Source organism: Pseudomonas marvdashtae (genome assembly GCF_014268655.2).
GTDB lineage: Bacteria > Pseudomonadota > Gammaproteobacteria > Pseudomonadales > Pseudomonadaceae > Aquipseudomonas > Aquipseudomonas marvdashtae.
The window spans coordinates 1,514,340-1,535,147 of record NZ_JABWQX020000001.1; the positions used below are offsets into that span (position 1 = coordinate 1,514,340).

Below are 20,808 nucleotides of genomic sequence, written 5' to 3' on the forward strand. Positions count from 1 at the left end.
AGCGGATTGCATATGACTGAACAGCGCCCGATTGCGGTCCTGGGAGGCGGGAGTTTCGGCACCGCCGTGGCCAACCTGCTGGCGGAAAATGGCCACGCGGTACGCCAATGGATGCGTGACCCGGAGCAGGCCGAGGCCATCCGCGTGAACCGGGAGAATCCGCGTTACCTCAAAGGCATCAAGGTCCGACCTGAAGTGGAGCCCGTCACTGACTTGCAGGCGACACTTGAGGGCAGCGATCTGTTCTTTGTCGCCTTGCCCTCCAGCGCCTTGCGCTCGGTATTGGCGGCGCATGCCGAACGCTTGAGCGGAAAACTGCTGGTGAGCCTGACCAAAGGCATCGAGGCACAGAGCTTCAAGCTGATGAGCGAAATCCTCGAAGAGATCGCTCCCAAGGCGCGCATCGGCGTGATTTCCGGGCCGAACCTGGCGCGCGAGATCGCCGAACATGCACTGACCGCCACCGTGGTCGCCAGTGAAGACGAAGAACTGTGCCAGCGGGTCCAGGCGGCACTGCATGGCCGCACCTTCCGCGTCTACGCCAGTGCTGACCGTTTCGGCGTGGAATTGGGCGGGGCGTTGAAAAATGTCTATGCAATCATCGCCGGCATGGCGGTCGCGCTGGGCATGGGTGAGAACACCAAGAGCATGCTGATCACCCGGGCGCTGGCGGAAATGACCCGTTTTGCCGTCAGCCAGGGCGCCAACCCGATGACTTTCCTCGGGCTGGCCGGGGTGGGCGATTTGATCGTCACCTGTTCCTCGCCCAAGAGCCGCAACTACCAGGTGGGTTTCGCTCTCGGCCAAGGGCTGAGCCTGGATGAGGCGGTGTCGCGCCTGGGCGAAGTGGCCGAGGGCGTCAATACCCTCAAGGTGCTCAAGGCCAAGTCCCAGGAGGCCGGCGTCTACATGCCATTGGTCGCCGGGCTGCACGCGATTCTGTTCGAAGGGCGGACGCTGGAACAGGTCATCGAACTGTTGATGCGCGGCGAGCCGAAGACCGACGTCGATTTCATTTCCACCAGCGGTTTCAACTGATTCCTTGACCGCAAGCAGGAGCGAACCATGAACGATCCAAAAGGGCAGCCTCAGTACGAATCCATCCTGCTGCGTGTGCTGTGGATGGTGATTTACCTGCTGGTCTGGCAGGTGGCGCAATTCATTCTCGGCGCCGTAGTGCTGGTGCAGTTGATCTATCGGTTGATCTACGGCGCACCCAGCGCCAGCTTGATGAATTTCGGCGACGGCCTGAGCCAGTTCCTGGCGCAGATCGGCCGCTTTGGCACGTTCCACAGCGACCAGAAACCCTGGCCGTTCGCCGACTGGCCGACTCCACGGACACCCGAAGGCGAAGCGCCTCACACCGTGGCGCCGGCGCCGCATCCAGTCCGCGACGAGGAGCCAAAGCTATGAAACTATGGGTATTGCGTCATGGTGAGGCCGAGCCCCACGGCGTTCGTCCCGATCCGGAGCGGGTGTTGACGGTGCATGGTCGCGAAGAAGTGCTGCGCAGCGCCGGTCGGTTGATGGGCGAGCCGTTGCGGGTCATCTATGCCAGCCCCTACGTGCGGGCCCAGCAGACCGCGCAATTAGTGCGTGAAGCGTTGGGGTTCGAGCCTGAGCTGATTACCGTGGACTGGTTGACGCCCGATACCCGACCGACCGATGTGCCGAAACATCTGAAGGATCAGGATGACGTGCTGTTGGTCAGCCACAACCCGCTGGTGGGCAGCTTGCTGGGCTTGTTGCAGCACGGTCACTTGCAGCAGCCCGAGCAGGTGCAAACGGCTGGGCTGGCCGAGCTTGAAGGTGACCTGCCGTTGGCCGGTGCGATGAAGCTCGAAAGCCTTAAGCATCCCTGAAAAACCACTTGCCGGAACATAAAAATCAAAAAGGAAGGGCAACGATGAGTCTGTGGCGCACCACCCCCAATATCGAACAGTTGAACGCTGCCGGTAAGAACACCATCAGCGAAGTGCTGGACATCCGTTTCGAGTCGTTCGACGACGAGTCCCTGACCGCCAGCATGGTGGTCGATCACCGCACCCACCAGCCGTTCGGCCTGCTGCATGGCGGCGCTTCGGTGGTGTTGGCCGAAACGGTCGGATCCATGGCCGCCTACCTTTGCGTCGACACCAGCAAGTTCTACTGCGTGGGCCTGGAAATCAATGCCAATCACCTGCGCGGAGTGCGCAGCGGTCGCGTCACGGCCACGGCCCGCTCGGTTCACCTGGGCCGCACCACCCAGGTCTGGGACATCCGCCTGATCAACGATGACGGCAAGGTCAATTGCGTATCGCGCCTGACCATGGCGGTGGTGCCGTTGGGTGAGCAGCCGCCTGGGCGCTAAAAGCTACAAGCTATAAGCTACAAGCGAAGCAGGCCTGCGTTTACTGGCAGCGTGAGGCTTGCAGCTTGCAGCTTGAATCCAGCTGTCATCATTCCTGTCAGTTACGGTCATTGCCGCGCTACGGGGTTCTGCGCACAATCGGTTGCAGTTCTCGCAATGGATCGGCCTACATGTCACAGGTGTTTTTCGCCCACGCCAATGGTTTTCCCTCGGCCACCTACGGCAAGCTGTTCGCCGCGTTGGCGCCGCAATACGCTGTCGCTCATCTTGAGTTGCACGGCCATGACCCGCGATTTCCGGTGGATGACAACTGGAACAACCTGGTGGACGAACTGATTCATCACCTCGAACAACAACCGGGGCCGGTATGGGGCGTGGGCCACTCTCTAGGCGGCGTGCTGCACCTTCACGCAGCGTTGCGATGCCCTCGGCTGTATCGGGGCGTGGTCATGCTCGATTCGCCGGTGCTGACCCGCGCGGACCGTTGGGTGATCCTCGCCGCCAAGCGCCTGGGGTTCATTGATCGCCTGACCCCGGCCGGGCGGACTCTGGGCCGGCGCGAGGAGTTCAACGATCTCGAATCGGCGCGGGCCTATTTTGCCGGCAAGACGCTGTTTCGCGGTTTCGATCCGGAGTGCTTCGAAGCGTACCTGCAGCATGGCTTGCAGCCCGTCGGCGATCGGTTGCGACTGCGCTTTGACCCGGCCACGGAAATCAGCATCTACCGCGGCGTGCCGCACACCAGTCCAGGTCTGGCTCTAAAGCTGCAAGTGCCGCTGGCGGTGGTGCGAGGCCGGCAGAGCCGGGTGGTGATGCGTCATCACACCCGTTCGGTAGGACGCATGCCCTTGGGCGAATCCCTGACCATGCCTGGCGGCCACATGTTTCCGCTTGAGCACCCCCAGGACACGGCCACGCTGATCAAGGAGCTGCTCCAGCGCTGGGAAGGGCAGCGAGCATGAATGCCGTCGAAGAGGTTCGCTTGAGCCTGCCTCATATTGAACTGGCGGCCCACCTGTTCGGGCCGGAAGATGGCCGACCGGTGATCGCCTTGCATGGCTGGCTGGACAATGCCAACAGTTTCGCCCGGCTGGCACCGAGGCTTGAGGGCGTGCGAGTCATTGCCCTGGACATGGCCGGTCACGGTCATTCCGGTCACCGCCCGCCTGGCGCCGGCTACGCCCTGTGGGACTACGCGCATGATGTGCTGCAAGTCGCTGAACAACTGGGCTTGAAGCGTTTTGCCTTGCTGGGGCATTCCATGGGCGCGATTGTTTCGCTGGTATTGGCCGGCGCGTTGCCCGAGCGGATTACGCACCTGGGCTTGATTGACGGAGTGATTCCTCCTACGGCTAAAGGCGATAATGCGGCGGAGCGCATGGGCATGGCCTTGCAGGCGCAGATGGAGCTGCAACAAAAACGCAAACCGGTCTACAAAACCCTCGACCGGGCCATCGAAGCCCGCATGAAAGGGCTGGTGGCGGTCAGCCGCGAAGCCGCCGAGCTGCTGGCCCAGCGCGGACTGATGCCGGTGCCGGGGGGCTACACCTGGCGCACCGACAACCGGCTGACCTTGCCCTCACCGCTGCGCCTGACCGATGAACAAGCCATGGCCTTCGTGGCTCGGGTCGCTTGTCCTGCTCATCTGGTGGTGGCGGCCAACGGCATGCTTGCCCAGCACCCCGAGTTGCTGGAGCGTCTACCCTTCAGTCATGAACAGCTGCCTGGCGGTCATCATTTGCACCTGAACGACGAGGTCGGTGCCGCGCTTGTAGCAGACTGTTTCAATCGGTTCTTCAGCGTTTCTTGACTTGCGCCGGGCAAGTGCCGAGGCTGGGCGGGTTGAAAGGGAGCCAACCATGACAGATATCCATCCACTCGCCTTGCTGCGCATTGACGAACGCCTTTGCGTCGCGCAGATCCAGGCTAAGTCCATCCGATGAAACCGACCATTCAATCATTCGTCCTGTTGGCGCTGGCCTGTCTCGGCCCGGCAGCGTTGGCCGCCGATGTGCCCGGTAGCCGGGACCTCGAACGCGTACCACGCATGCCCGACGCGCAGATCGTCGATTACCGGCAAACCAGCGACCTGGAGCGCATCTACCCGATGGGGTCGATCCGCAGGATCAGCGGCCAGTTGCGTTTCGACGGGCAGGTCGATGCCCGTGGCAACGCGACGTCAGTGACCTACGAATTGCCGCCGGAACATTCCGCCACCCAAGCCTTTACCGCTGCGCGCGAAGCCTTGCAAAAGCAGGGCGCCGAGCTGTTGTTCTGGTGCCAGGCCCGCGATTGCGGCGAAAGCAGCCTGTGGGCCAACGACGTATTCGGCAATGCCAAGCTCTATGGCGCCGATAACGGTCAGGCCTACCTGTTGCTGCGCCTGGCGCCGCCTGCGGACAACACACTGATCGCGCTGTATGCGATAACCCGTGGCAACCGCAAGGCGTACCTGCACATCGAGCAGTTCGAAGCGGGCGCGCCCTTGGGGAACGTCCTGCCGACATCGGCGACACTGCTGCGCCAGCTCAAGGACACCGGTGTGCTGGATTTGCCGCGTCTGGCCGGCGAGCCGGATGACGCCTGGTTACGCCTGCTGTCCCGGGCCCTGAACCTGGATACGGGCCTGCGAGTCAGCATCGCTGGCCCGCACGCCGAGGCTTGGCGCCAGGCCTTGGTCGATCAGGGTGTCCGCGCGGCAAGGATGGAGGCTACCAGGAGTGACGCAGCGGGCCTGCACGTTGAATTGATGCGATAAGCTCTAGCGGGGGAGGCGCTTGACGTCGTACCCCCGTCATCTATTTTTTCGAGATCTTTCATGCTCAATAACGATCGGCTTTTGGTGCAGATCCTGCTCCTGGTGTTGTTCGGAGCAAGCCTTTGGGTAATGGCTCCGTTCTGGTCGGCGCTGTTCTGGGGCGCTGTGCTGGCGTTTGCCAGTTGGCCGCTGATGCGCTTGCTGACGCGTTGGGTCCATGGCCGTGAGTCCCTGGCGGCGGCGTTGCTGACGGTAGGCTGGATGTTGCTGGTGGCGGTGCCGTTGGTGTGGCTGGGGTTCAACCTGGCCGATCATGTGCGCGATGCCACGGCCTTCATCAAGGACGTCCAGGTCGACGGCCTGCCCGAAGCGCCCGAGTGGCTGGCCGGTGTGCCATTGGTGGGCGGACGGCTGGTGACGCTCTGGGACAGCATCGACCAGCAAGGTGCGGCGATGATGGCTTCCGTCAAACCGTACCTGGGACGCGTCGGCAACTGGTTGCTGGCCCGCAGTGCGCAAATTGGCGGCGGGATCCTCGAACTGACCCTGAGCATTGTGTTCGTGTTCTTTTTCTACCGCGACGGCCCGCGACTGGCAGCCTTTGTCCAAGGGCTGCTGGAGCGGCTGATCGGCGACCGCGCCGGCTACTACGTCGAACTGGTGGCCGGTACGGTGCAACGCGTGGTCAATGGCGTGATCGGGACCGCGGCGGCCCAGGCCGTGCTGGCGCTGATCGGCTTCCTGATCGCCGGGGTACCGGGTGCCTTGGTGCTGGGGATCGTCACCTTCCTGCTCAGCCTGATTCCCATGGGGCCGCCATTGGTCTGGATCCCCGCCACCGCCTGGCTGGCATGGAAGGGCGAGTACGGGATGGCGGTGTTCCTGGGCATCTGGGGAACTTTCATCATCAGCGGGGTGGACAACGTGCTCAAGCCCTACCTGATCAGTCGTGGCGGAAACCTGCCGCTGGTCATCGTGTTGCTGGGCGTATTCGGCGGGCTGATTGCATTCGGTTTCATTGGGCTGTTCATCGGTCCAACCTTGCTGGCGGTGGCGTACAGCTTGCTGAACGATTGGAGCAAGAGCCAGGCACGATAGGCCCATAGTCAGGCGCGAGGCAGGCTGATGATCGCAGTCAATCCGCCTCCCGGTGTTTCTTCCAGGGTCAATTGCCCACCCAGGCGTTCGGCGGCCTCCCTGGCAATCGTCATGCCCAGGCCGACGCCGCCGGAGTTGCGGTTGCGCGAGCCTTCCAAGCGATAAAAGGGCTCGAACACGGCCTCGCGTTTCTCTTCTGCGATGCCGGGGCCATGGTCGATGACACGGATCAATAGCTGGTGGCGTTGGTCTTCCAAGAGAATCAAAGCATGGCCGGCATAGCGCAGGGCATTGTCGATGAGGTTGTTGATGCAGGAACGCAGCGCCATCGGCTGTACCTGCAGCGGGGCGCAAATGCCGCCGACCTGCACATCGGCGCCCTGGTCCTGGGCATTTTCGCTGAGTGATTCCACCAAGGCCTGCACGTCCATCCTTTGCAACGTTTCACTGGTGCGTTGTTCGTGCAGATAGGTCAGCGTGGCGTCGAGCATGCCGATCATGTCGTCCAGATCCTGGCGCATCTGGCCTTGCAGCTTGCGGTCGTCAATCTGTTCGAGGCGCAGCTTGAGCCGCGACAGCGGAGTGCGCAGGTCATGGGAAACCGCGCCGAGCATGCGCGAGCGCTGCTGCACCTGCTCACGGATCCGCTGCTGCATCAGGTTGAACGTATGGGCTGCCTGGCGCGCTTCCCGGGGGCCGCTTTCGTCCAGCGGCGGACTGTCGAGATTTTCGCTCAACCGTTCGGCGGCATCGCTCAGGCGCTGGATGGGGCGGGTCAGCAGCTTGGCACCGTACCAGGCGGCCACGATCAGAAATACAAATTGAAAAGTCAGCGGCACTACCGGGCCGCCGAACCAGGGACGCGGTGGGCGGCCGGGCATCGAATCCGAGCCTTGGGAGAACTTGCCTTGCCGGGAAAACTCCGGCGCTGAGCCCGGAGGCGGAGGCGGCGGGGCAAAGTAGGAAAACCAGGCGAAGGCCAGCAGATGCGCCAGGACAATTGCCAGTAACAGCACGCCGAACAGGCGGCCGAACAGGGTGTCGAGGCGCAGGCGCATCAACCGATGTCCCGCGCGTCGAACAAATAGCCTTCGCCGCGTACTGTCTTGATCAGTTGCGGGGCTTTTGGATCATCGCCCAGCTTCTGCCGCAGGCGCGACACCAGCAAATCGATGCTACGGTCGAATGCCTCGATCGAGCGACCACGGGCTGCGTCCAGCAGTTGCTCACGGCTGAGTACTCGGCGGGGCCGTTCGATGAACACCCACAACAGCCGGAATTCCGCATTGGACAGCGGCACCACCAGCCCGTCGGCGGAAATCAATTGGCGCAGTACGCTGTTGAGCCGCCAGTTATCGAAGCGAATGTTGGCACGTTGCTCGGTGCGGTCATCACGCACGCGGCGCAGGATCGTCTGGATCCGCGCCACCAGTTCCCTGGGCTCGAAAGGCTTGGCCATGTAGTCATCGGCTCCCAGTTCCAGGCCGATGATGCGATCGGTGGGTTCGCAGCGCGCAGTCAGCATCAGGATCGGAATATCCGATTCGGCCCGCAACCACCGGCACAGCTGCAAGCCATCTTCACCTGGCAGCATCAAGTCCAGCACCACTACATCGAAATGCTCGGCCTGCATCGCCTGGCGCATGGCGGCGCCATCGGTCACGCCGCTGGCACGAATGCCGAAGCGGGCCAGGTAATCGATCAACAGCTCACGGATCGGCACGTCGTCATCGACGATCAGTGCCCGGGTGTTCCAGCGTTTGTCATCGTCAGACGCTTTTTTCTGATCGTCGGCATTGGCAATAAAGGGGGTCTGCATAAGTGCTTCATCTGCCAGGTTGGCTGCCAATCGCAAAGAAGGCGGCGAGGTAATGGCTCCAGCATAAGCTCCGGTCGGTAGGCCGTGAAGCGCTGGGAGCACGGGGTGCGGCGTCGGACAGTAACGTGCCGGCGTGTAGCGCGCATGTCGCGAGTGTATCGGTTTCGACACAAAGGCCTGCAGGATCCCATGCTGGAGCAGATGATGATTTACCGATCATCGGGTCCCGCACGGGCGCTGGTTCCGCTACAATGCGCGCCGATTTCGACTTGCCTGAGAGCCCACTCATGTCCGCCTGCCAGACGCCCATCATCGTCGCCCTGGATTTCCCCACCCGTGACGCCGCCCTGAAGCTGGCCGACCAGTTGGACCCTAAGCTTTGCCGGGTCAAAGTCGGCAAGGAGCTGTTCACCAGCTGTGCCTCGGAAATCGTCGGCACCCTGCGTGACAAGGGTTTTGAAGTGTTCCTGGACCTTAAATTTCATGACATCCCCAACACCACTGCCATGGCCGTCAAGGCTGCCGCAGAGATGGGCGTGTGGATGGTCAATGTGCATTGCTCCGGTGGCTTGCGCATGATGGCCGCGTGCCGTGAAGTGCTCGATCAGCGCAGCGGTCCGAAACCGCTGTTGATCGGCGTGACCGTGCTGACCAGCATGGAGCGTGAGGACTTGGCGGGGATCGGCCTGGATATCGAGCCTCAGGAACAAGTGCTGCGCCTGGCGGCGCTGGCGCAAAAGGCCGGCATGGACGGTCTGGTCTGCTCAGCCCTGGAAGCCAGCGCCCTGAAGTCGGCCCATCCGTCGCTGCAACTGGTGACGCCGGGGATTCGTCCGGCGGGCAGCGCCCAGGACGACCAACGCCGTATCCTGACGCCGCGCCAGGCATTGGACGCTGGCTCCGATTATCTGGTGATAGGCCGCCCGATCAGCCAGGCAGCGGATCCGGCCAAGGCCCTGGCGGCGGTGGTGGCCGAACTGGCCTGATCCAACCCTGAAGATCGTGCGGGAGCGAGCAAGCTCGCTCCCGATTGTCTCGCTTCAGACCTTGAGAACAAGTTTCCCGAAGTTCTCGCCACTGAACAATTTGGTCAGTGTCTCGGGAAATGTTTCCAGCCCTTCGACGATATCTTCCTTGCTCTTGAGTTGTCCCTTGGCCATCCAGCCGGCCATTTCCTGCCCAGCCGCGGCGAACTGCGACGCATAGTCCATGACCACGAAGCCTTCCATGCGCGCGCGGTTGACCAGCAGCGACAGGTAGTTGGCCGGGCCCTTTACCGCTTCCTTGTTGTTGTATTGGCTGATCGCACCGCAAATCACCACGCGAGCCTTGAGGGCCAGGCGGCTGAGCACCGCATCGAGGATGTCGCCGCCGACGTTGTCGAAATACACATCTACGCCTTTGGGGCACTCGCGCTTGAGGCCCGCGTGGACGTCTTCGCTCTTGTAATCGATGGCGCCGTCGAAGCCCAGCTCATCGATCAGGAATTTGCATTTATCGGCGCCACCGGCGATGCCCACCACGCGGCAACCTTTGATCTTGGCGATCTGCCCGGCAATGCTGCCCACTGCACCGGCGGCCCCGGAAAGCACCACGGTTTCTCCGGCTTTGGGCGCACCGACATCCAGCAGGGCGAAATAAGCAGTCATCCCGGTCATGCCCAGCGCGGACAAATAGCGTGGCAGCGGCGCCAGTTGCGGGTCCACCTTGTAGAAACCTCGCGGCTCGCCAAGGAAATAATCCTGCACGCCCAGCGCACCGTTGACGTAATCCCCGACCGAAAATCCCGGGTTGTTCGACGCGATGACCTGGCCTACGCCCAACGCCCGCATGACTTCACCGATGCCGACCGGCGGGATGTAGGACTTGCCTTCATTCATCCAGCCGCGCATGGCCGGGTCGAGGGACAGGTATTCATTCTTGACCAGGATCTGGCCGGCTGCCGCTTCGCCGACGGGGACTTCTTGAAAGGTGAACGTCTCACGGGTCGCGGCGCCCACCGGGCGTTTGGCGAGCAGGAACTGGCGATTGGTCTGGGCAGTCATGACAGGCACTCAAAATGAATGAAGCCTTGTTGATAGACCCTGCAGGCCTGCGCTGCAAGGTTTGCCGATACAGCGAATGCAGGTTGATCCAACCCAGTGATAGTACGGCCGTCGCTATTATCACTGGCGCTCATGCGGCGCCAACCGGCGGTTGGATAGTGCTGCCGTGCCGTTGCGATCGGTGGCTATATGCGGCAACCAACGGTAATTCTTCGAGGCATTGGCAATGAGCATGACGTTTTCCGGACAGGTTGCGGTGGTGACGGGCGCGGCGGCGGGCATTGGCCGCGCCACGGCTCAGGCATTCGCGGCGCAAAACCTCAAAGTGGTCGTTGCCGACCTCGACGTGGCGGGCGGCGAGGGCACGGTGCAGTCGATCCGCGAGGCGGGGGGCGAAGCTGTGTTCGTGCGTTGCGACGTGACATTGGAAAGCGACGTACAGAATCTGATGAGCGAAGTGATCAGTGCTTATGGACGCTTGGATTATGCCTTCAACAACGCGGGCATCGAGATTGAGAAGGGCAAGTTGGCTGACGGTACGCTGGATGAATTCGACGCAATCATGGGCGTCAACGTAAAGGGCGTGTGGCTGTGCATGAAGTACCAGTTGCCATTGCTGTTGGCTCAAGGCGGTGGCGCCATCGTCAATACCGCCTCGGTGGCAGGGCTCGGGGCGGCGCCGAAGATGAGTATCTATGCGGCGTCCAAGCATGCCGTGATCGGCCTCACCAAGTCGGCGGCCATTGAATACGCCAAGAAGAAGATCCGCGTGAATGCAGTTTGCCCGGCAGTGATCGACACGGACATGTTCCGTCGAGCCTACGAGGCGGACCCGAAAAAAGCCGATTTCGCCAACGCAATGCACCCGGTCGGGCGTATTGGCAAGGTCGAGGAAATTGCCAGCGCGGTGTTGTATCTGTGCAGCGATGGCGCCGCATTCACCACGGGACACTCCTTGGCAGTGGACGGTGGGGTCACTGCGTTCTGACGCCAATTACGAAGATAGGGCCCGCGTTGTTCGCGGGCTTTTTCTTTTGGTGCCGAAGGTTCCCTTGATAAGGAGGCCAATGTATTTCAAAGAATGAGAATCAGGTGGTTTTGCGTCGATGTCGTACATCGTCCAGCGGCGGCCTGTGCTTAACTGTTTGTGGAAATAAAACAAACGCTTAGGAGCTTGGTTACTCATGGAGTTGAGAATCGACCGGCAGGCACTGGTACCTGTCGTGCAGCAAATTGTCGATGCGCTGACCAGTTGGGTTCGACAAGGAACGGTTGAGCCGGGCACTCGCCTGCCGTCGATCCGGCAACTGGCGCGGGAGAACCTGCTCAGCCAGGCCAGCGTTCACGACGCTTACCAACGCTTGGTTGCCCAAGGCGTGCTGGCATCCCGTAACGGCTCGAGTTTTTTTGTCGCCTTCGCTCCTTCGGCAGGGGAGCCGGCAGGCAGCGTCTGGCTCCAGGACGCACTGTCCGCCCAGCCCCGCCCGGCCAGCGACGCGCAACAAGAGCTGAAGCTGGGTTGTGGTGGCCTGCCCGAGAGTTGGCGCGAAAGCGACGACCTGGGCTATGCGATCCGTCAGGTAACCCGAATAGACATGGCGGGCCTGTTCAACTACAGCACGCCGCTGGGGTTGCCTGCCTTGCGCGAGCTTCTGTCCAGGCGACTGAAGCAGTTCGATATCGACGCCGACAAGAACCGGATCCTTACGACCACAGGCGCCACCCACGGGCTGGACCTGATCGTGCGTACCCTTCTGCCACCAGGAAGTTGCGTCGTAGTGGAGAGTCCCGGCTATTCGAACCTGTTCGATCTGCTCAGGCTGCATAAGATAGACATGATCGAGCTGCCCAGGACCCCACGTGGACCGGACGTCGAAGCCCTGCAATGCCTGCTGGCGATCCATCGGCCCTGCGCACTGTTCGTCAACAGCGCCTGCCACAATCCTACCGGTAGCAGCCTGGCTCCGGCCGTGGCCCAGCAGCTGCTGCAACTGACAAAAAAACACGCCATGCTGGTTATCGAGGACGACGTCTATGCCGATTTTCAAAGCTCGATGCGCCCGCGGCTGGCGGCGCTGGATGACGATGTGGTTTACCTGGGCAGCTTTTCAAAAACCCTGAGCAGCTCGTTGCGAGTCGGCTTCGTGGTAGCCGGGCCGTCTACCATAGCGCGCTTGAGCGAGGTCAAGGAGATCACCAGCATGGGCGGTTCTCGATTCTGCGAATCGGTGCTGGCCAATCTCCTGGCCAACGGTGCCTATCGCAAACTGGTCCAACGCCAACGGCAGCGACTGAGCACCGATATGGCAATGGCTTTGCAACTGCTGGAGGATGCCGACTGGAAAGTGTTCGGCAAGCCGGCGGGTGGCCTGTTCATATGGGCGCGTGCGCCATTGTGTGACTATGCTGAGTTGCAGCGGCTGGCCAAACGGTGCGGTATACAGCTGTCGTCGCGCACCGCATTCAGCCCTTCGGGCACGGACACTGACTGGCTGCGTATCAACGTGGCCTATGCCCGAGATCCCAAAGCCTTGGCGTTCTTCCGCGCAACGGCTCTGGATCGACCTCAAGTGTCCTGAAAACGACGCGGCTGTAGCTTTTTGCCATTATTCCGACGCGAGCATCTTGTGTTGCGGGGCGTCTCGTTGCGAACCTGCAATCAACACACACTGGCAGAGGATTGGGCGCAATGATTTCGGCCGTGCAAGGACGTTTTGCCAACCTGGGTATGGCAAAGAAACTGGGTATCGGGTTCGTCCTGGTATTGCTGCTCACCGCAGTAGTGGCGGCTATTGGCGTCTGGTCCCTGCAAACCATCAGTTTTCGCTTCGATGGCTTGAAGCAGATGTCGTCCCTCAACAGCGAACTGCTCAAGGTCCGGCTGCTTGAGCAGGAATACGCCTTGCGCTCCGATCCCAAGACTGCCGATGCCTTGCGCCAGGGTGTCGACGGGCTGGTGGCCCTGGCAAACGAGCTCAAGGCGCAATCGGCTGCCAACGTGCCGGTGATGGAAGATGTGGAACAGGCCTTGGCGGCCTATCGCAAAGCATTCGATGAGTTCGTCGAGCTGAGCCAAAGCAAGGACCTGGCCCTCGAAATGGCCAGTTGGTCAGTCTCCAGCGTCGCCAACAACCTGGATGTGTTGCAGGCTGGGTTGGCCGATGACGGCGCCTACACGTTGAAGGAGTCGGAAGGCAAGGAGGGCGCCGAGTTCATCGAGCAGGCCAATCAGGTCAGCGAAGTGTCGCGGATGATGTTGCAGGCAATGAACGAAGCGCGCGTTCGCCTTGATCAAAGCCGCAAAGGCAGTGATGAAGCTGCCGGACAAGGCAATATTGAACAGGCCGAGCAGGCCATGAAACTGGCCGAAGGGCTCAAGAGCGCCGTCAAGGATCCAGGCTACCAGACCGTGCTCAACGAAGTGGCCGGGCATATTGGCGGGTTCAACCAGCAACTGGCCGAATACACCGGCCTGTTGGCCAAGGAAAAGACTGTATACCAGCAGCTGCACGAGCGCGCCGACCAGGTCGTGGCGCGGGTCAACCAGGCCTACGGCGCCGAAGACAGTGCCATGCAGGGGGAATTGAAGAAGAACTCGCTGATGATCATCGGCTCGTCGGCCTTGGCGCTGCTGGTGGGATTGATCGCAGCCTGGGTCATCACCCGGCTGATCGTCACGCCGCTGCGCAGTGTCATACGTGTCGCGCAGCAAATTGCTTCGGGTGACTTGAGTGCAAAGGTCGAAGTGACGCGTCGGGACGAGATCGGCCAGTTGATGCTCGCGATGCAACAGATGGCCGCCGGCTTGAGCAGCATCGTCAGTGGATTGCAGGCCGGGATCGAGCAACTGGCCAGCTCGGCCCAGTCGCTGTCGTCCGTGACTGAACAGACCAACCTGGAAGTCAGCAGCCAGAAGGAGGAAACAGAGCAAGTGGCGACGGCCATGAATCAGATGACCGCCACCGTGCACGACGTCGCCCGCAATGCCGAAGAGGCGGCGCAAGCGGCTCAGACGGCTGACGACAAAGTCGAAAGCGGCCAGCAGGTAGTGCGCCAGAGCATGGTACGCATTGAGCAACTGGCCGACTCGGCCACACTTGCCAGCACCAGCATCGAAAGCCTGAGCGCCGAAATACAAAACATCGGCAAGGTCCTGAGCGTAATCAAGAGCGTGGCCGAGCAAACCAACCTGCTGGCGCTCAATGCCGCGATCGAGGCGGCTCGGGCGGGCGAACAGGGCAGGGGATTCGCTGTGGTGGCCGACGAAGTACGGGCCTTGGCCAAGCGTACGCAACAATCCACCGAGGAAATCGAGCGACTGGTGAGTGCCTTGCGCTCAGCCGCTCAGACGTCCGTACAACAGATCCAGAGCAGCGGCGACCTGGTGAAAATGGCCGTCAGCGATGCGCTACAGACCGAAAGCGCCCTGGGCAGCATCGCGGCAGCGGTGTCGCTCATCCAGCAAATGAACCAGCAGATCGCCGCGGCCGCCGAGCAACAGAGCTCAGTGGCCGAAGAAATCAACCGCAGCGTCACCAGCATCCGGGCCAGCGCCGATCAGTCATCCGTGGCCATGCAAGGCAACGCCGCGTCCAGTATTGAACTGGCGCAGCTGGGCGCTGAATTGAAAGGGATGGTGGGGCATTTCAGGTTGTGAATGGGGTGACATCAAACTCAGCCGTGCTGATTCTGATCACAGCTATCGCGGCCAAACTGGTCCACAGAGGAGAAACGCGGTCACCAAGAAACAGGTCGGCTGTCAGGCCGCCTCGCGGCGGATGGTGATTTCGGCGCCCCATTAACCACGCTGGCTGAACGGAGGCGTTGTGCAGTGGGCATCCCGGCATGGATGCCGGGATAGCTGCGCTGGGCCATGGATGGCCCTTCGCAGCGGGCCCACGGAGCAATGCCTTCGTTCAGGCATGCCGAGCCTAGGCGAGGTACCGAGTGGTGGGGCAAAGCCTTTTTGGTTACTTTTTTGGCGTCTGAAAAAAGTGACCCGCCGTAAGGGCGGAACCCTAAGCAGCCATTACCGCAGCAACGGATATACACCCAACCCCAACCCCAACCCCAACCCCAACCCCAACCCTCAACTCAATCGTAAACCTTCTTCTTCTTCCACTCGTCGCTCGCTTCGTCGTCCTTCAAGCCTTCCGTCAACTGATTCACCTCACCCTCGACCGGCTGAGTGCTGGCCAGGACCTGGGCGTTGGCCCGAGCCAAGAGCTTCTCCAGATAGGCCAACTGCTCGGCATAGAGCTGAGGCTCCTGCTGCTTGCGCAGATACTGCACGCCACGCTCGAACGCCAGGCGAGCCTGCCCCGGCTGCTCCTGTTGCAAAGCCTGCTGGCCAAGGTTGTTGAAGAACTCGATGTGCAACAGCACCAGGATATGCCGCACTTCGCGGATCCAACGCTTGGCCTCATTGGACGGCAGGAAACCGTCCTGGGCAGCGCGGGTGATCTGGCCGTGCAAGGCCTCGAGCAAAAACCGTACATCCTTGGCCTTGGCTTCGGTCTGGATCGGTGCCGGCGGGTTGCTCACCGGGATCGATTCACCTTGGGCCGCCAGTGCTGTCAGTTCGTCCAGTCGTGCCTTGACCGCAGCATTGGTCTTGTCCAGATTGAGCAAGCGCTGGCAGACGTTGAGTTCAAGGCGCGTGATCAATAGTTTCAGGGCCGGAGTCATCAGCTGGCCGGGGAAGGTTTCGGTCAGCTCGCCGCAACGACGCAAACGGTCGTTGAGTTCAACCTTGGTGCGGGCCTTTTCCAGCTTGTTGTTTTCCACCACATGGTTCATGTAGCCAATGGCGATCAACAGCGCGATCCCGGCTACGACGAGCAGGGTGATCATGAGTGGTGTCACCGGTAAGACCTCTTTATTAGCGTTTGCATGTCATGAGTGTAGTGGCTTGGCTTTTAAGCGCATAGGCCCGAACGATGCGATTAGACGGGCGTCGTGCTGCTTATGGGATGCGAAGCGCAGTGGCTGCACATTGCCATCATTTACCGCATGCGACTATAACGTCTTGGCGGGCGACAGAATATAGGCGTCAGAGACCGGGCGGGCAAAATCCGCAAATCCGCCCCAAACCCGAGGAAGTCATTGATTTAAATAAATTTATATCTGGGGGTTGACGACCCTCCAATCCGTCCATAGAATGCGCGCCACTTACAGCGTAAAGCACTCAGCCAAACGCGATAAGCAGTGAATGTTGTACGTGTGTCCCCTTCGTCTAGTGGCCTAGGACACCGCCCTTTCACGGCGGTAACAGGGGTTCGAGTCCCCTAGGGGACGCCAATGCGGGAATAGCTCAGTTGGTAGAGCACGACCTTGCCAAGGTCGGGGTCGCGAGTTCGAGTCTCGTTTCCCGCTCCAATTTTAAGCAGCATTGCTTTCGGGCAGTGCTGAGTGAAGCCAGAGCCGACATCTTAGGGTGCGGGTTTGGGCACTGGAATACACACCATGTATTTCAGTTAGCGTGTCCCCTTCGTCTAGTGGCCTAGGACACCGCCCTTTCACGGCGGTAACAGGGGTTCGAGTCCCCTAGGGGACGCCATTTGCGGGAATAGCTCAGTTGGTAGAGCACGACCTTGCCAAGGTCGGGGTCGCGAGTTCGAGTCTCGTTTCCCGCTCCAAATTAAAAAAAACGCCGCTCATTGAGCGGCGTTTTTTTATGCCTCTATGAAAGGTGTTCAAGGCAATTAGAACAGAGTGCTGCAGTCTGGGCGGTTGTTGCACCTCGGTATTGCCAAAAAAAGGCCCGCAGGGTTGAACCGTGCGGGCCTGGTCATGCTGATTGCAATCAGTGCTTGCTGTCCTGATCTGACATCGCCAGCAATTGCTTTTCCTGGTTCCAATCGAAGGGCTCGTCGTTTTGTTCGGCTTCGAAACGACGTTCCTCCAAGGCTTGGTAGAGGCTGATTTCTTCGTCAGGCATGTAGTGCAGGCAATCACCGGCGAAGTACCACAGCAGATCGCGCGGCACCAAATGGGCGATCTGTGGATAACGAACGATGACCTGGCATAGAAGGTCCTGTCCCAGGTACTGGCTTTCGATCGGGTCGACCGGCAGTTGCGCACGCAACTCATCAAAGCGCTCCAGGAACAGCGCATGGCTTTCTTCGGGAACCTGTTCGGCCTCACCCACGGCGACCAGGATGCTGCGCAAGTGGTCAAGCAAGACGAGGTGATCGGCAACGACATTGGACACGAGATAAGTCCTCAAGAGCAAAACGGGCGCAGGAGTATAAAGCCCTTGCGCCGGTTTTTACATGGCAGCGATCAGATCGCTGCCTGGATCAGCGGACCTTGGCCTCGGCGAGCACCAGCTCCGCCTTATCGAAATCATCCACGTCGATGACTTTGCGTCGTGCCGCTTCGGCTGTGCGCAAGGTCTGCGCCTCACTGGCCTGCAGTACACCCGCTTCCAGGGCGGCGTCGATGAGGTGTTCACCGGGCGCCGGGTTGAGCTGCCCATGCTTGAGCGCGCCCTGTAGCTTTTTGTGCAGCGGGTGGGCGGCCGCCAACAGGTCGGCGGCATGTTGCAACGCTCCGACTGGGTCCTCCTCCGACTGCGGGCGATAACAGCCTTGAAGCAGTTCTTCCAGGGTCGGATCGCCCTTGGCTCGACCGATCACGGCGGCGACCTCGGCGTCCAGTCTGTCGCTCGGGCCCTTGTGGCGACGGCCAAAAGGAAATACCACCACGCGCAACAAACAGCCCAGCAAGCGGTTCGGGAAATTGTCCAGCAGTTCGTCCAGCGCCCGCTCCGACTGGCCCAGGCTTTCTTCCATGGCCCATTGGAACAGCGGCGCCATATGGTCTGGCGAGTCGAGGTCGTGGTAGCGCTTGAGCGCTGCGGAGGCCAGGTAAAGGTTGCTTAATACGTCACCCAGGCGTGCGGACAGGCGTTCGCGACGTTTGAGTTCGCCGCCGAGCAACATCATGCTCAAATCCGCCAGCAGGGCGAATGCTGCCGCCTGCCGATTGAGGGCGCGGAAATACCCTTGGCTCAAGGCATTGCCCGGCACGTTGTCGAAATGTCCCAGGCCCAGGTTCAGCACCAGGGTGCTGGCGGCGTTGCTGACCGCAAAACCGATGTGCTTGAGCAGCAATCCATCGAATTCGATCAGCGCCTGGTCTTTGTCTTCGCGAGTCGCCAGGGCCATTTCCTTGAGCACAAAGGGATGGCAGCGAATCGCCCCCTGGCCGAAGATCATCAGATTGCGCGAGAGGATGTTCGCCCCTTCCACCGTGATGAAGATCGGCGCGCCTTGCCAACTGCGGCCCAGGTAATTGTTCGGGCCCATAATGATGCCCTTGCCGCCGTGTACGTCCATGGCGTGGCTGATGCACTCGCGGCCGCGTTCGGTCAGGTGGTACTTGAGGATCGCCGACAACACTGAGGGTTTCTCGCCGAGGTCTACCGCGTTGGCGGTCAACATGCGCGCGGCGTCCATCAACCAGGCGTTGCCGCCAATCCGCGCCATGGCCTCCTGGATACCTTCGAAGGCGGCCAACGGTACGTTGAATTGTTCACGCACCTGGGTGTATTGGCCTGTCACCAGGCTGGTGAATTTAGCCGCGCCGGTGCCTACCGCCGGCAGGGAAATCGAGCGGCCGACCGACAGGCAGTTCATCAACATCATCCAGCCCTTGCCGAGCATGGCCTGGCCGCCGATGAGGAAGTCCAGCGGGATGAACACGTCCTTGCCCCAGTTCGGCCCGTTCATGAAGGCGGCGCCGAGGGGCAGGTGACGGCGACCGATCTGGACGCCGGGTGTATCCGTCGGGATCAGCGCCAGGCTGATTCCGAGGTCTTCTTCGTCGCCGAGCAGGTGGTCAGGATCGTAGGCCTTGAAGGCCAGGCCGAGGAGGGTGGCGACCGGGCCGAGGGTGATGTAGCGCTTTTCCCAGTTCAAGCGCAGCCCCAGGGTTTCCTTGCCTTCCCATTCGCCCTTGCAAATGATGCCGGTGTCGGGCATCGCCCCGGCGTCGGAGCCGGCCAGCGGCCCGGTCAGGGCGAAGCAGGGAATATCGTCACCACGGGCCAGGCGCGGCAGGTAATGGTTGCGTTGTTCATCGGTGCCATAGTGCAGCAGCAGTTCGGCCGGGCCGAGGGAGTTGGGGACCATCACAGTGGAGGCCAGGTCGCCGCTGCGGGTCGCCAGTTTCATCGCCACCTGGGAATGGGCATAGGCGGAGAACCCCTTGCCGCCATATTCCTTGGGGATGATCAGCGCGAAGAAACCGTGTTCCTTTATATGAGCCCAAGCCTGCGGCGGCAGGTCCATGGCCTGGCCGATCTGCCAGTCGCTGACCATTGCGCAGAGCGCCTCGGTAGGGCCGTCGAGGAATGCCTGCTCTTCTTCGGTCAATTGCACCTTGGGGTAGGCCAGCAACATGTCCCAGTTCGGGCGACCACTGAAAAGCTCGCCGTCCCACCACACCGTGCCGGCGTCGATGGCATCGCGTTCGGTCTGCGACATGGGCGGCAAGGTCTTCTGGAACCAGTCGAACATCGGCGCGCTGAAATACTTGCGGCGCAGGTCTGGCAGCAACAGCGGGGCAGCGACGACGGCGAGCGCCAGCCACAGAATCAGCATCAGCCAACCGGGGGCGTGGCTGGAAACCCCCATGACGAGCAAATAGACCGCGACGATGCCCAGCGCGGGCAGCGGGGCGGTGCGACGGTGCGCCAGCCAGGCTATCCCAACGACCAGCACCAATATCCACAACAACAGCATAAGTGATCCTCCGTGAACCAAGGCAAACCGACCTTCAGAGCTTAGACGGCCCCTGCAAAACCGGCGGTAGGCGCGATGTGACTGATTTCGTGGGAAACCCTCGACACATTGCGCCAGTCTGGTTGGCAACAGCCGTGGGAAATCGTTCGTTGCCAGCGTGAGAAAACGCCATTGTTTGGCCGATACGTCGTTTCCGCGAGTCAGGACTGTGGATGGATAGGCGATGTTCGGGGTGATTTGAGTCGCGCTTGATCCGGCGTATGCTGCTGCGGCATTTATCCAATGAGGAAACCGTGATGCTGATGATCTGGGGCCGGAAGAATTCATCGAACGTGCGCAAGGCGTTATGGTGCGCCGAAGAGCTGGGCCTGGTTTACCAGGCCATCGATGCGGGCGGGGCGTTCGGTGTGGTGGACACACCTGAGTACCGTGCGAAGAACCCCAACGGCCGCGTCCCGATGATCGAGGACGACGGCTTCGTGCTCTGGGAATCCAACACCATCGTGCGTTACCTCGCAGCTCGTCATGCCCCGGGTTCGGCCTGGTACCCCGCTGACGTTCAAGCCCGAGCCCGGGCTGAAAAATGGATGGATTGGACCACGTCCAGCTTCGCTGCCCCGTTTCGCACGGTATTCTGGGGCGTGTTGCGCACCCCATCCGAGCAACAGGACTGGGCGGCCATCAACGCGGGAATCAAGGAATGCGGCGACTTGCTGGCAATGGTGGAGCAGGCCTTGGCCGAACAGCCTTACCTCTCGGGCAGTGAAATCGGCATCGGCGACATTCCCTTGGGCAGCTTCATCTATGCCTGGTTCGAGATGCCCATCGAGCGCGTCGACCTGCCGCACCTGGAGGCCTGGTATGCACGGCTCACGCAGCGTCCAGCCTATCGAAAAGCCGTCATGACCGCGTTGACTTAATACTTACTATCGACACACTTCACTGTACTTGTGCGGCGACGCCACGCACCATTGCCTTCGTGCGACGTG

General features: G+C 61.1%; 19 protein-coding genes, 4 tRNA genes and 1 pseudogene. 18 read left to right on the forward strand and 6 right to left on the reverse strand.

What is annotated here, in order from left to right; all coding sequences use genetic code 11:
- The first annotated feature begins 12 nt into the window (after positions 1 to 12).
- The 8 genes from HU742_RS06995 (at position 13) to HU742_RS07030 (ending at position 6,206) form a co-directional block, all read left to right on the forward strand.
- Complete coding sequence (locus HU742_RS06995; protein ID WP_186636222.1) at positions 13 to 1,038, forward strand: NAD(P)H-dependent glycerol-3-phosphate dehydrogenase; 1,026 nt, start codon at positions 13 to 15, stop codon at positions 1,036 to 1,038.
- Between the two features lie 27 nt (positions 1,039 to 1,065).
- On the forward strand, positions 1,066 to 1,413 hold the full coding sequence (locus HU742_RS07000; protein WP_186643771.1) for a DUF4389 domain-containing protein: 348 nt from the start codon (positions 1,066 to 1,068) through the stop codon (positions 1,411 to 1,413).
- Entirely contained in the window at positions 1,410 to 1,862 is a 453-nt protein-coding gene (gene sixA, locus HU742_RS07005) for a phosphohistidine phosphatase SixA (protein WP_186636225.1), read from the forward strand. Before HU742_RS07000 ends, sixA begins: the two co-directional genes overlap by 4 nt.
- Before the next feature lie 44 nt (positions 1,863 to 1,906).
- Positions 1,907 to 2,350 carry a hotdog fold thioesterase gene (locus HU742_RS07010; RefSeq protein WP_186636228.1) on the forward strand — a complete coding sequence of 148 codons (444 nt, stop codon included), beginning with the start codon at positions 1,907 to 1,909 and terminating at the stop codon, positions 2,348 to 2,350.
- 170 nt (positions 2,351 to 2,520) lie between these two features.
- Entirely contained in the window at positions 2,521 to 3,312 is a 792-nt protein-coding gene (locus HU742_RS07015) for an alpha/beta fold hydrolase (RefSeq protein WP_186636231.1), read from the forward strand.
- Positions 3,309 to 4,160 (forward strand): alpha/beta hydrolase, encoded by an 852-nt coding sequence (locus HU742_RS07020; RefSeq protein ID WP_186643773.1) that lies wholly within the window; start codon positions 3,309 to 3,311, stop codon positions 4,158 to 4,160. Before HU742_RS07015 ends, HU742_RS07020 begins: the two co-directional genes overlap by 4 nt.
- Before the next feature lie 141 nt (positions 4,161 to 4,301).
- On the forward strand, positions 4,302 to 5,108 hold the full coding sequence (locus HU742_RS07025; RefSeq protein WP_437179891.1) for a DUF4892 domain-containing protein: 807 nt from the start codon (positions 4,302 to 4,304) through the stop codon (positions 5,106 to 5,108).
- Between the two features lie 60 nt (positions 5,109 to 5,168).
- Complete coding sequence (locus HU742_RS07030; protein WP_186636240.1) at positions 5,169 to 6,206, forward strand: AI-2E family transporter; 1,038 nt, start codon at positions 5,169 to 5,171, stop codon at positions 6,204 to 6,206.
- Between the two features lie 8 nt (positions 6,207 to 6,214).
- Here the strand turns inward: HU742_RS07030 and HU742_RS07035 are convergent, their stop codons facing one another.
- Both HU742_RS07035 and HU742_RS07040 read right to left on the reverse strand, forming a co-directional pair.
- A complete protein-coding gene (locus tag HU742_RS07035) occupies positions 6,215 to 7,264 on the reverse strand; it encodes a sensor histidine kinase (protein WP_186636243.1) in 1,050 nt (349 codons plus the stop codon).
- Positions 7,264 to 8,025, reverse strand: a complete 762-nt coding sequence (locus HU742_RS07040; protein WP_186636246.1) for a response regulator — start codon at positions 8,023 to 8,025, stop codon at positions 7,264 to 7,266. Before HU742_RS07040 ends, HU742_RS07035 begins: the two co-directional genes overlap by 1 nt.
- Positions 8,026 to 8,312: 287 nt before the next feature.
- Between HU742_RS07040 and pyrF the strand changes: the two genes are divergently transcribed.
- Positions 8,313 to 9,011 carry an orotidine-5'-phosphate decarboxylase gene (gene pyrF / locus HU742_RS07045; RefSeq protein WP_186611561.1) on the forward strand — a complete coding sequence of 233 codons (699 nt, stop codon included), beginning with the start codon at positions 8,313 to 8,315 and terminating at the stop codon, positions 9,009 to 9,011.
- A 54-nt stretch (positions 9,012 to 9,065) separates the two neighbouring features.
- On the opposite strand, the gene HU742_RS07050 is transcribed toward pyrF, so the two are convergent.
- Positions 9,066 to 10,070: an NADP-dependent oxidoreductase gene (locus tag HU742_RS07050; protein ID WP_186643775.1), complete on the reverse strand. Its 1,005-nt coding sequence runs from the start codon at positions 10,068 to 10,070 to the stop codon at positions 9,066 to 9,068.
- A 226-nt stretch (positions 10,071 to 10,296) separates the two neighbouring features.
- On the opposite strand from HU742_RS07050, the gene HU742_RS07055 reads away from it, so the two are divergent.
- From HU742_RS07055 to HU742_RS27025, 4 genes and pseudogenes are all read left to right on the forward strand, one after another.
- Positions 10,297 to 11,058 (forward strand): SDR family oxidoreductase, encoded by a 762-nt coding sequence (locus HU742_RS07055; RefSeq protein ID WP_186636251.1) that lies wholly within the window; start codon positions 10,297 to 10,299, stop codon positions 11,056 to 11,058.
- Between the two features lie 196 nt (positions 11,059 to 11,254).
- Positions 11,255 to 12,649 (forward strand): aminotransferase-like domain-containing protein, encoded by a 1,395-nt coding sequence (locus HU742_RS07060; protein WP_186643776.1) that lies wholly within the window; start codon positions 11,255 to 11,257, stop codon positions 12,647 to 12,649.
- A 1,022-nt stretch (positions 12,650 to 13,671) separates the two neighbouring features.
- Positions 13,672 to 13,818, forward strand: a pseudogene (locus HU742_RS27020) (HAMP domain-containing protein); the annotation flags it as partial.
- Between the two features lie 204 nt (positions 13,819 to 14,022).
- On the forward strand, positions 14,023 to 14,727 hold the full coding sequence (locus HU742_RS27025; RefSeq protein WP_437179892.1) for a methyl-accepting chemotaxis protein: 705 nt from the start codon (positions 14,023 to 14,025) through the stop codon (positions 14,725 to 14,727).
- Positions 14,728 to 15,164: 437 nt separating this feature from the next.
- On the opposite strand, the gene HU742_RS07070 is transcribed toward HU742_RS27025, so the two are convergent.
- A complete protein-coding gene (locus HU742_RS07070) occupies positions 15,165 to 15,923 on the reverse strand; it encodes a VHS/ENTH/ANTH domain-containing protein (protein WP_186645087.1) in 759 nt (252 codons plus the stop codon).
- 371 nt (positions 15,924 to 16,294) lie between these two features.
- Here HU742_RS07070 and HU742_RS07075 point away from each other — a divergent pair.
- From HU742_RS07075 to HU742_RS07090, 4 genes are all read left to right on the forward strand, one after another.
- A tRNA-Glu gene (locus tag HU742_RS07075) sits at positions 16,295 to 16,370 on the forward strand.
- Positions 16,371 to 16,372: 2 nt separating this feature from the next.
- Positions 16,373 to 16,448, forward strand: a tRNA-Gly gene (locus tag HU742_RS07080).
- Positions 16,449 to 16,553: 105 nt separating this feature from the next.
- Positions 16,554 to 16,629: transfer RNA gene (locus HU742_RS07085), tRNA-Glu, on the forward strand.
- 3 nt (positions 16,630 to 16,632) lie between these two features.
- Positions 16,633 to 16,708: transfer RNA gene (locus HU742_RS07090), tRNA-Gly, on the forward strand.
- 167 nt (positions 16,709 to 16,875) lie between these two features.
- Here the strand turns inward: HU742_RS07090 and HU742_RS07095 are convergent.
- Positions 16,876 to 17,283: a PA2817 family protein gene (locus tag HU742_RS07095; RefSeq protein ID WP_186611541.1), complete on the reverse strand. Its 408-nt coding sequence runs from the start codon at positions 17,281 to 17,283 to the stop codon at positions 16,876 to 16,878.
- A gap of 88 nt (positions 17,284 to 17,371) precedes the next feature.
- Positions 17,372 to 19,819, reverse strand: coding sequence for an acyl-CoA dehydrogenase (locus tag HU742_RS07100; protein ID WP_186640842.1), 2,448 nt, complete (start codon positions 19,817 to 19,819; stop codon positions 17,372 to 17,374).
- Between the two features lie 296 nt (positions 19,820 to 20,115).
- On the opposite strand from HU742_RS07100, the gene HU742_RS07105 reads away from it, so the two are divergent.
- Positions 20,116 to 20,739: a glutathione S-transferase family protein gene (locus HU742_RS07105; protein ID WP_186640840.1), complete on the forward strand. Its 624-nt coding sequence runs from the start codon at positions 20,116 to 20,118 to the stop codon at positions 20,737 to 20,739.
- Positions 20,740 to 20,808 lie beyond the last annotated feature (69 nt).